Annotated in this window: 13 protein-coding genes; 8 read left to right on the top strand and 5 right to left on the bottom strand. The window is 74.9% G+C overall.

Annotation, left to right across the window (positions count from 1 at the left end; genetic code table 11):
- Position 1: 1 nt before the first annotated feature.
- A complete protein-coding gene (locus LPA27_RS11300) occupies positions 2 to 655 on the bottom strand; it encodes a hypothetical protein (RefSeq protein WP_228942487.1) in 654 nt (217 codons plus the stop codon).
- A 126-nt stretch (positions 656 to 781) separates the two neighbouring features.
- Here LPA27_RS11300 and LPA27_RS11295 point away from each other — a divergent pair, with 126 nt between their 5' ends.
- The gene (locus tag LPA27_RS11295; RefSeq protein WP_056863376.1) at positions 782 to 1537 is read left to right on the top strand and encodes an SDR family NAD(P)-dependent oxidoreductase; all 756 of its coding nucleotides are present in this window, start codon (positions 782 to 784) and stop codon (positions 1535 to 1537) included.
- Between the two features lie 65 nt (positions 1538 to 1602).
- Here LPA27_RS11295 and LPA27_RS11290 read toward each other — a convergent pair whose 3' ends face one another.
- Complete coding sequence (locus LPA27_RS11290; protein ID WP_228942486.1) at positions 1603 to 2313, bottom strand: TetR/AcrR family transcriptional regulator; 711 nt, start codon at positions 2311 to 2313, stop codon at positions 1603 to 1605.
- Between the two features lie 140 nt (positions 2314 to 2453).
- Between LPA27_RS11290 and LPA27_RS11285 the strand changes: the two genes are divergently transcribed.
- Positions 2454 to 3368 carry an AurF N-oxygenase family protein gene (locus LPA27_RS11285; protein WP_056903359.1) on the top strand — a complete coding sequence of 305 codons (915 nt, stop codon included), beginning with the start codon at positions 2454 to 2456 and terminating at the stop codon, positions 3366 to 3368.
- A gap of 3 nt (positions 3369 to 3371) precedes the next feature.
- A complete protein-coding gene (locus LPA27_RS11280) occupies positions 3372 to 5186 on the top strand; it encodes a 4Fe-4S binding protein (RefSeq protein WP_228942485.1) in 1815 nt (604 codons plus the stop codon).
- 364 nt (positions 5187 to 5550) lie between these two features.
- On the opposite strand, the gene LPA27_RS11275 is transcribed toward LPA27_RS11280, so the two are convergent.
- From LPA27_RS11275 to LPA27_RS11265, 3 genes are read right to left on the bottom strand one after another with little or no spacing between them, the layout of a single operon-like run.
- Positions 5551 to 6237, bottom strand: a complete 687-nt coding sequence (locus tag LPA27_RS11275; RefSeq protein ID WP_228942484.1) for a sortase — start codon at positions 6235 to 6237, stop codon at positions 5551 to 5553.
- A complete protein-coding gene (locus LPA27_RS11270; RefSeq protein WP_156718038.1) occupies positions 6234 to 6392 on the bottom strand; it encodes a hypothetical protein in 159 nt (52 codons plus the stop codon). The genes LPA27_RS11275 and LPA27_RS11270 overlap by 4 nt, the downstream gene beginning before the upstream one ends.
- Positions 6389 to 7672 carry a glycosyltransferase gene (locus LPA27_RS11265; protein ID WP_228942483.1) on the bottom strand — a complete coding sequence of 428 codons (1284 nt, stop codon included), beginning with the start codon at positions 7670 to 7672 and terminating at the stop codon, positions 6389 to 6391. The genes LPA27_RS11270 and LPA27_RS11265 overlap by 4 nt, the downstream gene beginning before the upstream one ends.
- A gap of 243 nt (positions 7673 to 7915) precedes the next feature.
- Between LPA27_RS11265 and LPA27_RS11260 the strand changes: the two genes are divergently transcribed.
- From LPA27_RS11260 to LPA27_RS11240, 5 genes are all read left to right on the top strand, one after another.
- Positions 7916 to 9043 carry a glycoside hydrolase family 26 protein gene (locus LPA27_RS11260; protein ID WP_228942482.1) on the top strand — a complete coding sequence of 376 codons (1128 nt, stop codon included), beginning with the start codon at positions 7916 to 7918 and terminating at the stop codon, positions 9041 to 9043.
- A gap of 124 nt (positions 9044 to 9167) precedes the next feature.
- Positions 9168 to 11306, top strand: coding sequence for a carbon starvation CstA family protein (locus LPA27_RS11255; RefSeq protein WP_228942481.1), 2139 nt, complete (start codon positions 9168 to 9170; stop codon positions 11304 to 11306).
- Complete coding sequence (locus LPA27_RS11250; protein ID WP_228942480.1) at positions 11303 to 11524, top strand: YbdD/YjiX family protein; 222 nt, start codon at positions 11303 to 11305, stop codon at positions 11522 to 11524. Before LPA27_RS11255 ends, LPA27_RS11250 begins: the two co-directional genes overlap by 4 nt.
- Positions 11525 to 11683: 159 nt before the next feature.
- Positions 11684 to 12817, top strand: a complete 1134-nt coding sequence (locus LPA27_RS11245) for a hypothetical protein (protein WP_228942479.1) — start codon at positions 11684 to 11686, stop codon at positions 12815 to 12817.
- Positions 12814 to 13554 (top strand): hypothetical protein (locus LPA27_RS11240; RefSeq protein ID WP_228942478.1); only part of this gene is annotated, 741 nt, incomplete at its 3' end. The genes LPA27_RS11245 and LPA27_RS11240, both read left to right, overlap by 4 nt.

Here is a 13554-nt window from a genome sequence, read left to right as displayed (position 1 = left end):
CTCAGTCCTCAGCCACCGCCTCCGGACCATCCACGTCCGGCGTGCTGACCGTCAACGGCCACCACGGCGGCAGCAGCCGCCGGTACACCTCGAGGAAGCGGCGTACGTCGAGCGACGGCTCGCGCAGCCACCCCTCGATCGCGCCGACCGTGCCGTCGGCGATGAAACGGGTGGCGACGTCAGCCACCACCGGGTCGGCGACCCCGGGCACGCTCACGTCGACCCCGGCGCCCACCAGCCGCTGGAGCAGCCGGCTCGACTCCTGGAAGTGGGCGCTGAGCAGGCCGTGCAGGCTGGCGGCGCCGCTGTCGGGCCCGAGTCCGCGGCGGTAGAGCGCCGCGTGGCGGGCGACGTGCTCGAGCACCCCCTCGGTCACCTCCCCCACGACCCGGGCGACCACGTCGGTCGCGACGGGCGCCGGGCCGGCGTCGGCCAGGTCGTCGCGCAGCCGGGCGCGCAGCAGGTCGAGCTCGGCCAGCAGCGCCGCCTGCAGCAGGTCGACCGGCGAGGAGGCGTGCTCGTAGAGGGTCGAGCGGTGCACCCCGGCCTCCGCGGCCACCGCGGTCGCGGTGAGGTCGCCGACGTGCCGGTCGGCGGCGAGCGCGAGCACCGCGGCGTGGAGCCGGGCGCGGCTGCGCTGCTGGCGGGGGTCCACGGGGTCCTCCTGGGGCGGCGGCGGGAACGATTTCCGACGATCGTAGGTTAGCCAGGTAACCGACATATGTCGGATAGATCCGGCGCCGCCAGGAGCGACGCCCCCGCACCCTGGAGGGACCCACCCATGGCCACCTACGACGTCTCCGACCGCTCCGCCATCGTCACCGGAGCCGGCTCCGGCATCGGCCGCGCCGTCGCCACGCTGCTCGCCGCCAACGGCGCCGCCGTCGTCGTCTCCGACCTCGACGCCACCGCCGCCGACGCGGTCACCGCCGAGATCACCGCCGCCGGCGGACGCGCCACCGCCCTCGTGGGCGACGTGTCCGACCCCGAGGTCGTCGACCGGCTCGTCGCCGCCGCGGAGGAGCTCGCCCCGCTGCGCATCGCGGTCAACAACGCCGGCATCGGCGGCCCCGCCGTGCCCGTCGGCGACTACCCGCTCGACGCCTGGCGCAGGGTCATCGAGGTCGACCTCAACGCCGTCTTCTACGCCCTGCGCGCCCAGGTGCCCGCGATGGCGGCCCACGGCGGCGGGGCGATCGTCACCATGGCCTCGGTGCTCGGCTCGGTCGGCATCGCCCACTCCTCGGCCTACGTCACCGCCAAGCACGCGCTGGTCGGGCTGACCAAGACCGCCGCCCTGGAGTACGGCGCGCAAGGCGTGCGCGTGAGCGCCGTCGGCCCCGGCTTCATCTCCACCCCGCTGCTCGAGGCCAACCTCGACGCCGCGACCCAGCAGGCGCTCGCCGACAAGCACGCGACCGGTCGCCTCGGCACCTCCGAGGAGGTCGCCGCCCTCGTCGCCTTCCTGGTCTCCGACGCCGCGACCTTCGTCACCGGCAGCTTCCACCTCGTGGACGGCGGCTACGCCGCCCAGTGACGGCCGCCTGACCAGCGCCTGACGAGCGCCTGAGGACAGGGGCCGCCCGGCGGGAGGGGCGGGCCTCAGGCCCCACCGAGCGAGACGAGCGGCTCGGCGGGGTCCACCTCGAGGCCCATGTCGCGCAGCACACCGTCGAGCACCGCCCAGATCCACCGGGCCAGCAGGTCGACCATGTCCTCCAGCGACACCCCGAGGGGGTCGTCGACCCAGCGACCGGCCGCGGCGTCGACGAAGCCGACCAGGCCGAAGGAGAGCGGCTGGGTGAGCCCGGGGTCGAGCCCGAGCAGCTCGACGTACTCGTCGAGCAGGCGGATCAGCAGGTCGGAGATGAGGCGCTTGACGTCGTTGACGACGTTCTCGCCGTCGGCGGTCGTCACGGAGTGGCGCACGAGGTAGCGGTAGAGCTCGTGATGGTCGGTCAGCCACCGCAGGTGGGTGGTCACGGCGGTGCGGATGATGCGGTCGGGGCTGTGCGAGGCGTCCCAGGCCGGGGCGAGGCCCTCGAGGATCATCTGCTCGGCGCGGGCCGCGATCGAGCGGTTGAGGTCCTGGGCGCCGGCGAAGTGACGGTAGAGACGCGTGCGCGCGACTCCCGCCCGCGCGGCGATCTGCTCGGTGGACACGTCGGCGCCGTGCTCCTCGATGGCAGCCAGCGCGGCCTCCACGAACTCCTCGCGGCGCCGCTCCTGCTGGCCGGTCCACCGGGTCGCGCGACCGTCGACCTGGTCCGCCCGCCCTTCCGCGTCGGCGGGCTCGTCGGCGGGGTCGGACACCGTCCCGAGGTTACCGGGCTCACACCCGAAGGGGGCTGGGCACGTGGGGGTACACGCTGTACCTTCTATCTAACCGTGACACCGCGTATCACTTAACCCACCCGCTGCGGCGTCACCCCACCCTTCTACGGAGGCCCGGCATGGACACGACCCTCGGCGCGACCCTGGACCCGGCTCGGCGCACCACCCACGACGCCTCGCAGCGTCTGCTCGACTCCTCGGCGGCGCTGTCCTACGACCCGATGACCGAGGTCGACTGGGACGCCCCCCTCGACCCGTCGCACTACGGGCTGAACCCCGAGTGGAGCACCCTCTACGGCACGCGCCTGTGGTCGGAGATGACCGAGCAGCAGCGCGTCACGCTGACCCGCCACGAGGTCGCGTCGATCATGAGCACCGGCATCTGGTTCGAGATGATCCTCCAGCAGATGGTGCTGCGCGACCAGTACTGCGCCGACTACTCCCGGCCCGACTTCCAGTTCGCCCTGACCGAGATCGCCGACGAGTGCCGGCACTCGATCATGTTCGCCCGGGCCTGCCAGAAGATGGGCATCTCGGCCTACTTCCCCACCCAGAGCAGCATCCAGCTCGGCCGCGGCTTCAAGTCGCTGGCCACCGCCGAGGTCGCCTACGGCGGCATCCTCGTCGCCGAGGAGGTGCTCGACGTGATGCAGCGCGACTGGATGCGCGGCGAGCAGGTGCTCCCGATCGTGCGCACCACCAGCAAGATCCACGTGGTCGAGGAGTCGCGCCACATGAAGTTCGCCCGCCAGGAGATGCGCGAGCGCATCGAGGGCGCCGGCCCCCGCCGCCGCCAGACCTCCGCGCTGGTCATCGCGGTGGCCGCCCACGTGATCGTCTCCAACATGGTCAACGAGAAGGTCTACGCCGCCGCCGGGCTCGACCCCGTGCGCGCCCTGGCCGAGGCGAAGGCCAACGAGCACCACAAGACCCTGATGCGCTCCAGCTGCGCCCACCTCATGGAGTTCCTCGACGAGCTCGGTCTGCTGACCCGCCCGGCGCTGGCCTTCTACAAGCGCGTGAGCATGGTCTGACCCATGGCCTTCGCGATCACGCAGTCGTGCTGCAGCGACGCCTCGTGCGTCTCGGTCTGCCCGGTCAACTGCATCCACCCGACGCCGGACGAGCCCGACTTCGGCACCACCGAGATGCTCTACGTCGACCCGCGCAGCTGCATCGACTGCGGGGCGTGCGCCGACGCCTGCCCCGTCGACGCGATCTTCCCGGTCGAGTCGCTCACCGGGCCGCTCGCGGCGTACGCCGAGATCAACCGGGCCCACTTCACCGGCCCGGGCGCCGCCCCGGCCGGGCCCGGGGCGGAGCCTGACGAGGAGCGGGGTGAGGAGCCGGCGCCGGCCGCGGCGCGGGTCGCCTCGGCCGCGGAGCGACCCGACCCGGGCTGGACCGAGCCCCACTTCCCGGCCAGCCTCACCGCCCACGCCGCCGGGCTGCGGGTGGCCGTGGTCGGCACCGGGCCGGCCGCCAGCTACACCGCCATGGCGCTGCTCACCACCAGCGCCGAGGTCACCATGCTCGACCGGCTCCCGACGCCCGGCGGCCTGATCCGCTACGGCGTGGCGCCCGACCACCAGAGCACCAAGGCCATCGCCGACCGGTTCGCGACCGTGCTGCGCAACCCCCGCCTCGACCTCGTGCTCAACGTGGAGGTCGGCACCCACCTCTCCCACGCCGACCTGATGGCCCACCACGACGCGGTCGTCTACGCCGTCGGCGCGACCTCCGACCGCACCCTCGGCGTGCCGGGCGAGGACCTGCCCGGCAGCCTCGCCGCCCGCACCTTCGTCGGCTGGTACAACGCCCAGCCTGAGGTGCCCGCCGACGTCGTCGACCTGGGTCCCGCCAGCCGCGGCCGCGCCGTGGTGGTCGGCAACGGCAACGTCGCCCTCGACATGGCCCGCGTGCTGCTCGGCGACGCCCGCCGCGGCGGCGACCTCGCCCGCACCGACATCGCCGATCACGCGCTCGCCGCCCTGCGCGGGAGCCACGTCACCGAGGTCGTGCTGGTGGCCCGGCGCGGCCCCGCGGAGGCGGCGTACTCCCTCTCGGAGCTGCGGCCCCTGCTGCTGCGCGAGGACCTCGACGTGGTCGTCGACGCCGGACCCGAGATCGCCACCGCCATCGCCGAGGCCGCCCCCGGCAGCCACGCCGCCGCCCTCCAGGGCGTGCCGGTCGGCCCGGTCGACTACTCCGTGGCTCCTGCGTCCGGCCCCGGCGCCCGCCGCCGGCTCGTGCTGCGCTTCGGCAGCGTCGTCGAGCGCGTCGAGGGCGCCGACCGCGTGGAGCAGGTGCGCCTCGCGCCGACCCCGCTCCCCGGCACCGACCCGGGCTCCGCGGCCGACGCGAAGGAGCCGGGCGTGGCCGCGAGCACGGTGCCCACCGGGCTGCTGCTGCGCTCGGTGGGCTACCGCAGCGAGCCCGTCGCGGGCCTGCCCTTCGACGAGGTGGCCCACACGGTGCCCCACGACCGGGGCCGGGTCGTCGACCCGGTGACCGGCGACGTGGTGCCCGCGACCTACGTCGTCGGGTGGATCAAGCGCGGCCCACGTGGCGGCATCGGCACCAACCGCGCCGACGCCGCCGAGACGGTCGCCGCGCTGGTCGAGGACGCCAACGCGGGGCGGCTCGACCACCGCGGCCCCGCCGGGGGCCGGGTCGGACGCGGCTCGCGGCGCTCCTTCCGCCGCCTGGTGCGCGCCCGGCGACCGGAGGCGATCGGACGTCGGGAGCACCTGGCCATCGACCGCGGCGAGCGCGAGCGCGGCGAGGCCCAGGGGCGGCCCCGGGTCAAGCTGGCCACCCTCGAGGACCTGCTGGCCACCGCGCGCCGCTGAGGTACGTGGGCTCCACGGTCCGGGTGGTCCGGGTGGTCCGCGCCGGCCCGCGTGGCCCGGGTCGGGTCGCACGCTCCCGCCAGCGCAGTGGCGCCGCTCGTGCAGCCCAGCCACGACACGGGCCGCACCAATCACGCAAACCGCCCGAGCGCCCCACCTGAGCCCACGCAATTGCGCCCCTCGCGCAGACGGGCCACCCCAGGAGCCGCACGGACCACGCAAACCGCCCGAGCGCCCCACCCCAGCCAGCGCAATTGCGCCGCTTCCGCAAACCGGCCACCCCAGGACCCGCACGAACCACGCAAACCACCCGGGCCACCGCCAAGGCGACAGTCCGGTGGCGCTCGGTGGCGCGCGGTGGCGCTCAGCCCACCGCGACCTCACGCCAGGCTCCCGCGGCCGGGGTCGCACCGGGGGCGCTCCGCTCGACGCGCTCGAGCGTGCCGCGCACCCACATCCGCTTGCTGGACCCGTAGCGGGGCCAGCAGGTGGTCAGCGTCAGCTGCCGCCCGGGGGTGGGGTCGAGCACCCAGGTGGCGTCGACGGGCACGACCTCGGGGTCGCGGGTGAGCCGGTAGGTCCACCGCACGCTCCCCTGGGTGATCACGACCTCGTCACCCCTCCGCAGGGTGTCGAAGTCCAGGAACGGGTCGCCGTGCCCAGCGCGGTGGCCCGCGAAGGCGCTGTTGCCGCGCGCACCGGGCAGCGGGGTGCCGATGTAGTGGCCCGGCCCGGTGGCCAGCTGCGCGTCGTCGGTGCCCTCCACCGCGACCCAGGACCAGTCGGCCCCGAGCCGGGGCACGCGGATCTCGGCCAGCGCCCGACCGGTGGCGACCGGGCGGGCCACCGGCACCGGGCCGTGGTCGCCGTCGACCACCACCCGCGGCCCCGCGGGCAGCTGGCCCGCGAGCCGCTGCTGGGCCGCGGCCGTCTCCCGCCCCGCCCCGACGTACGTCGTGCCCGCGGCCACCAGCACGGCACAGCCCGCGACCAGCAGCAGCCACGCGAGGAGACGCCGGGGGTGGGGGCGACGGGGCCGGCGCGGGGTCACCGCTCGGCCCGCGGGACGGTGCGCAGCACGGCCAGGCCGAGCGCGAGCAGCGCGAACGCCGCGAGGAACATCCACAGCATGCCGGCGCCGAGGCCGGTCGCGGCCAGCACGCCGCCGCCGCTGACGACTGCAGGGTTGTTGTACATCTCCTTCACCACCTCCTCTCGCGACGCAGGGCCGACTGGGCCATCGCCTGGGCCTGCACGAGCTGCAGGAAGACGTCGTAGACCATCTCGACCACCAGCGGCGCGGCGAGCAGCTGCTGCCGCCAGCCGCGGGCGCGCACGGTGACCACGCGCTCGAGGGCGAAGACCAGCGAGGCGGCCAGCCAGAACGGGTGGAGCGTGATCCCGGCGACCACCCCCCACACCAGGGTGGCGAGGTAGAGCACCGTGGCCAGGACGCCGAGGGCGCTCATCGCCTGCCGGCCCCAGTAGGGCGCGGTGATGCGGGTCAGGCCGTAGTCGACGATGTTCTCCAGGGCGCCGCGCTTCCAGCGGGCCCGCTGCTGGGCCAGGGCGCGCCAGGTCGTCATCACCTCGGTCTCCAGCGTGCAGCCGGCCGGCGCGGCGATGCCGTAGCCCAGGTGCATCAGGGCCAGCGACAGCTCGTTGTCCTCGGTGAGCACGTGGGTGTCGTAGACGCCGCCCGCCCCCGAGCGGTCGGGCAGGACGCCGGCGAGCCGGGCCGCGCGGACCTCGCGCAGCACCCGCACCGGGAAGACCGAGGCCGTGCCGGTGAGCACGAGCGCCTTGCCCTGGAGGCGGCGCACGTCGCGGGCGTAGCGGGCGTACTCGTTGCGCTGGAAGAGGCCGACGAGCCCGCCGCCCGGCCCGCCCTGGAAGGTGCCGCCGACGCCGCCGAGCTCCTTGCGGTGCCGGCGCGACAGGGGGCGCGAGCCGTCGAGGGTGGCTCGCGCCACCTCGAGGAAGCGGCTCTCCAGCAGCGAGTCGGCGTCCATGACCAGCACCAGGTCGGTGTCGTCGAGGGTCGGCAGGAGCAGGTCGAGGGCCTGGTTGAGCCCGCCGGCCTTCTTGTGGCGGTTGCCGACCGTGGTGAGCACCTCGGCGCCCAGCTCGCGGGCCACGTCCTCGGTGCGGTCGGTGCAGTTGTCGGCGATCACCACGACCCGGTCGGGCGGGCGGGTCTGCCCGGCCAGCGACCGCAGCGCCGGCGGCAGGCCGACCTCCTCGTCGTGGGCCGGCAGCAGCGCCACGAGCCGCCCGGTCGCGTGCGGGCGCGCCGGGCGCGGCGGCTGGATCTCGACACGGCGGCGACGGTGCCGGCCCCGCCGGCGGCGCTCCGCCTGCTGGTCGGACCGCTGCTCGGATCGTCGCTCGGGCTGCTGGTCGGGCTGCTGGTCGGGCTGCTGGTGCAGCGGTGGAGCCTGTGGTGCGGGCGCAGCGTCAGGCCGCGCCACGACGGTGGTCGTCACGTGTGTTCCCCCCAGAACATCCGGCCGTCCCCCCGACGACCGGCACGCGCGGGCCCGAGCCCCGTGCGATCCCCAAAATAGCCGAGCCCCTCGTTCGACCCCAGACGATGACCCGAAGTGACTAGACCGGCTGTGGTCACCCCCGGCCCCCGGGAGCAGCCGGTCGGGCATTTCCGGCCCCCACCGGGGTGGAAGTGGCCCGCGAGGGGTGTGGTCGGGCGCGGTCCGGCCGATGGTCGCGGTGTGAGCGACCGTGACAGGTCCCCCCGGCTGTCGCGCTCACTCGGTCTGGCCCTGGTGTCGCTGGCGCTCCCCCTGGCGCTGACCCCGGCGGTCGCATCGGGTGTCGAGCACCCCGCCGGGACGACCGCCCTCCCCCCGACCCGCGCCACCGCCCCCGCCCCCGCAGCGGACCCCGCAGCAAGCCCCGCAGCAAGCACGGCAGCGAGCCCTGCCCCCGGCACCGCGCGCACGGCCCGGACCGCGCCGCTCGTCGAGCGGGTCGACTTCGGCGCCTTCGTGCCCGGCATGACCACCGACCCCGAGCGGCTCGCCGCCTGGGAGCGCAGCGCCGGCACCGACGCCGCGGTCGCCTCCTACTACTACGGCTACGGCGACGTCTTCCCCGCCGCCACCGAGGAGCGGCTCGCCGACGACGGCGCGCGCGACCTGCTGCTGTCGTGGGACATGGGCCCGACCCGCTTCGCGGAGTGGACCGCGGGCGAGCACGACGCCTACCTCGACCAGATCGCCGCGGCCGCCCGCGCCTACCCCCACGACGTCTACGTGAGGCCCTGGCCGGAGATGAACGGCGACTGGCAGGACTTCCAGCCCACCGCGGCCGGCGAGCGCCGCTTCGGCGGCACCTTCCGCGAGTTCCGGCTCGCCTGGCGCCACGTCGTGACCCACCTGCGCGAGGCCGGGGCCGACAACCTGCGCTGGGTCTTCAACCCGACCGCCGACACCTACGCCGAGACCACGCCCGTGCGGCGGATCTGGCCCGGGGCGGCGTACGTCGACGTGCTGGGGCTCGACGGCTTCAACTGGGGCCGCGACGCCGGCTGGGGCCGGTGGCGCTCCTTCGGGCGGATCTTCCGCGCGCAGTACGACCACCTCGTGGCCCTCGCCCCGCGCCTGCCGGTGTGGATCTGCGAGGTGGCCTCCAAGGAGCCGCGCGTCGACGACGGGGCGCCCGTGGACCCCGAGCACAGCAAGGCCGCCTGGGTGCGCAGCATGCTGGCGCACCGCGGGATGCCGGCGCTGACCACCGTGGTGTGGTTCGACGAGCGCAAGGAGCGCGACTGGCGGCTGACCTCCTCGGCGGGCACGACCCGCGCGTGGCGTACCGCCGCACGCATCGCCGCACGCTGAGGGGCCCGGGACGCAGTACGGTGACGGCGCTCACCCCCCTCGGTCTCGGAGGTCCCCCATGTCCACGTCCACCACGTCCCGCCCGTCGGGCCCGGCCCCCCAGCCGAGCCGCGACACGGGCCGGATGACGCCACGCTCGATCGCCGTCTGGGTGGCGGTCGCCCTCGTCGGCGCCGTCTGCTGGACCGTGCTCGCGCTCAGCCGCGGCGAGTCGGTCTCGGCCCTGTGGATCCTCTTCGCGGCGCTGTCGTCCTACCTCATCGCCTACCGCTTCTACTCCCGCTTCATCGCCCGCCGCGTGCTGCGCCTCGACGACACGAGGGCCACGCCCGCGGAGCGGCTGGAGAACGGCAGCGACTTCGAGGTCACCGACCGCCGGGTGCTGTTCGGGCACCACTTCGCGGCCATCGCCGGCGCCGGGCCGCTGGTCGGCCCCGTGCTCGCCGCGCAGATGGGCTACCTGCCCGGCACGGTCTGGATCATCGTCGGCGTCATCTTCGCCGGCGCCGTGCAGGACATGGTGGTGCTCTTCCTGTCCATGCGCCGCGACGGCAAGAGCCTGGGCCAGATGGTGCGCGAGGAGATCGGCGTCGTCGGAGGCACCGCCGCGCTGATCGCGGTCTTCGCGATCATGATCATCATCCTGGCCGTGCTCGCGCTGGTCGTGGTCAACGCGCTGGCCGAGTCGCCGTGGGGCGTGTTCTCGATCGGGCTGACCATCCCGATCGCCCTCTTCATGGGCGTCTACCTGCGCTTCCTGCGCCCGGGCCGCGTGCTCGAGACCACCGCCATCGGCGTCGTCCTCCTGCTGCTGGCCATCGTGGGCGGCGGCTACGTCGAGACCTGGGGCCTGGGCGAGTCGCTGACGCTGTCGAAGGAGACGCTGACCGTCGCGCTGGTCGGCTACGGCTTCGTCGCCTCGATCCTGCCGGTGTGGATGCTGCTCACCCCGCGCGACTACCTGTCGACCTTCATGAAGATCGGCGTCATCCTGCTGCTGGCGGTCGGTCTCGTGCTGGCCCGCCCGGTGCTGCAGAACGACGCCGTCACCTCCTTCGCCACCGAGGGCGACGGGCCGGTCTTCGCGGGCCAGCTCTTCCCGTTCCTCTTCATCACCATCGCCTGCGGCGCCCTCTCGGGCTTCCACGCGCTCATCGCCTCGGGCACGACGCCGAAGATGGTCGCCAAGGAGAGCCAGGTCAGGATGATCGGCTACGGCGGCATGCTGATGGAGTCCTTCGTCGCCATCTCCGCCCTCATCGCCGCCTCGGTCATCGACCAGGGGCTCTACTTCGCCATCAACGCCCCCGCGGGCGTCACCGGCGGCACGATCGACGGCGCCGTGCAGTTCGTCAACGGGCTGGGCATGACCCTCACCCCCGACCAGCTCCAGGCCGCGACCGACTCGGTCGAGGAGGAGCTGGTCTCGCGCACCGGCGGCGCGCCGACCCTGGCCTTCGGCATCTCGACGATCTTCAGCGACGCCTTCGGCGGCGGGCTGGCGGCCTTCTGGTACCACTTCGCGATCATGTTCGAGGCGCTCTTCATCCTCACCGCCGTCGACGCCGGCACCCGGGTGGGCCGCTTCATGCTCCAGGACACCGTGGGCAACGTGTGGCCGCGCTTCGGCGACACCTCGTGGAAGCCCGCGGCCTGGCTCTCCTCGGCCGCGGTCGTGGCCTGCTGGGGCTACATGCTCTACGTCGGCGTGACCGACCCCCTGGGCGGCATCAACCAGCTCTTCCCGCTCTTCGGCATCGCCAACCAGCTGCTGGCCGCGATCGCGCTCACGCTGTGCGTGACGCTCTTCCTCAAGCACGGCTGGACGAGGTGGGTGTGGGTGCCGGCCGTGCCGCTGGCCTGGGACCTGGTCACCACGATGACGGCGAGCTACCAGAAGGTGTTCTCCGACAACCCCGCCATCGGCTACTTCGCCCAGGCCGACCGCTACCGCACCGCGCGCGACGCCGGCGAGGTCCTGGCCCCGGCGGCCGATCCCTCGCAGATGGACACCGTGGTCTTCAACTCCACCGTCAACGGCGTGCTGCAGGCCAGCTTCGCGCTGCTCGTCATCGTCATCGTGGCCAACGCCGCCCTGATCTGGGTGCGGGCGCTGCGGGCCGGCTCGCTGCCGACCACGGAGGTGCCGGCCGTGCCCTCGCAGCTGGTCGCCCCCGCCGACTTCGTCGCCACCGCCGAGGAGAAGCGGGCCGTCGCGGAGTGGGAGGCCCGGCGCGCGGAGACGGTCGGGAGCGGGCGGTGAGCGCCACGGGCCGGCCCACCGCCGACCAGCGCCCCGGCGCCGTACGTCGGGCGCTGGCGGGGGTGCGGTGGTACGCCCGCGAGCTCAGCGGCGAGGGCCGGTGGGACGCCTACCTCGCCCGCTGCGAGCGCGAGGGCACCGAGCCGATGAGCCGCCGTGCCTTCGAGCGGCACCGCGACGACCACCGCGAGAGCTCCACCCAGGGCCGCTGCTGCTGAGCGCTGCTGCTGAGCCGCCCGTGACGCCTCCCGAGGGGGCCCGACGCATCGCGTCGGGCCCCCTCGCCGCGTCCGGCGCGGGACCCCGCACGACCCCCATGAGAGGACGCTCATCGGCGTCACAAGAAAGCCTCATGCGGCGTTCCTAGCGTCCTCGTCATGACCACGAACCCCGTCCTCCCCGCCCCCGCCGACCTCACCCCCGCCGGCACTGCCGCCGGCACCGCCGCGACGACCAGCACCCTCGAGCCGCTGCCCGCCGAGCGCCTGGCCCGGGCCAAGAAGGCCTACACCACCCGCTTCCTCGCGGACGCCCTCGAGGCCGACGGCTCCGGGCACCAGCTGCTCCACGGCCCCGAGGTCGCCCCGCGCAGCGGCGACGTCGTGCTCGCCCGGGTCGAGGAGATCGGCAAGCACACCAGGCTCGAGGGCCCGGGCAGCCGGCGCCAGACCCTCTTCGTCGGCGACGAGGTGCTGGTGGCCTACGGCAACCGCTACGCCCCCGACCAGTTCGAGGCCGTCGTGCCCGACGACCTGGGCCCCACCGACCTCGTCGCGGCCGGCGGTGTCGCCGGCCGGGTCGTGGCCCAGCACGCCGCGCTCGACGACGCCACGCGACTGCGCCCCCTCGGCCTGCTCGCCCGCGACGGCGAGCGGGTGACCCTGGCCGACCACGCGCCGGTCGCCGCCCGCCCCGTGCGCGAGCGCGGCGTGGGACCGCGGGTCGTGGCCGTGCTGGGCACGTCGATGAACTCCGGCAAGTCCACCGCCCTGGCCTGCCTCGTGCGCGGGCTCAGCGCCGACGGCCTGCACGTCAACGCGGGCAAGGTCACCGGCACCGGGGCCGGCGGCGACCCGCGGCTCTTCGCCGACGCGGGCGCCCGACGGGTCCTGGACTTCACCGACATGGGCCACCCGTCGACGTACCTGCTCTCCCACGCCCGGGTGCGCACCCTGCTCTCCACCCTGGTCGAGGAGCTCGCCGCCGACTCCCCCGACGTCGTGGTGGTCGAGATCGCCGACGGCGTCTACCAGGAGGAGACCGCCCGCCTGCTCGCCGACCCGCTCTTCGCGACCCTGGTCGACGACGTCGTCTTCGCCGCGGGCGACGCGCTCGGAGCGGTGGCCGGGCGGCAGGCCCTCGCCGCGACCAGCGCCCGGGTGCGCGCGGTCAGCGGCGTGCTGACCGCCTCGCCGCTGGCGCACCGCGAGGCCGCCCGCGCCCTCGACCTGCCCGTCGTCGCGACCTACGACCTCTGCGACCCGGCCGTCGCCCGGGAGCTGCTCGCGTGACGCCCGCCCCCCACGCACCCGGCGAGGCCCCGGTCGTCGAGGAGCGAGCGCCGGCGAGCGTCCCGGGACCACCCGCCGACGACCGGCTCCCCCCGCTGCTCGCCGGCCCCCGCCGCACCACCCTGCTCCGCCTGCTCGGCACCGGGGCGGCCCAGGCGGCGCTCGCGGTGCAGACGGTGCTGGTCGTGCCGATGGTGCTCGACGCCCCCACCACGCTGGTGCGGGTGCTCGGGGTGCTGGCGCTGGTCGCCGGCGCGGCGGTGCTCGGCCTCGTGCGGGCCCGCGAGCGGGTGCTGGCCGAGCGGCTCGGCCAGGACTACGTGCAGGAGATCCGCACCGGCCTGGTGGCCTCGGCGCTGACGGGGTCGGGGCCGAGCCTGGGCGTCACCGTCGCCCGCACCACCAACGACCTCACCTCGGTGCGCACCTGGGTCGCCCTCGGCGTCGCGCCGCTCGCGGTCGCCGGTCCGGTCGTGCTCGGTGTGCTCACCGCCCTGGTCGTGGTGCACCCGCTCCTCGGCCTGGCCGTGGCCGTGCCCCTGGTCGGCTTCGCGCTCAGCGTCGTGGTGGTCGCTCCACGGGTGCTGGCGCGTGCCTCCGAGCTGCGCCGTCACCGCGGGGTGCTGGCCGCCCACGTCGCCGACACGGTCGCCGCGGCGCCGGGCATCGTCGCCGCCGGCGGCACCACCCGCGAGCTGCGCCACGTCGAGCGCCGCGGGGCGCGGGTGCGCGACGCC

Origin of the sequence: Nocardioides sp. Leaf374, assembly GCF_916862475.1 — a bacterium.
Taxonomy (GTDB): domain Bacteria; phylum Actinomycetota; class Actinomycetes; order Propionibacteriales; family Nocardioidaceae; genus Nocardioides; species Nocardioides kribbensis.
The sequence above is the reverse complement of the archived record's forward strand: the minus strand, read 5'-3'. Positions and strand labels throughout refer to the sequence as shown.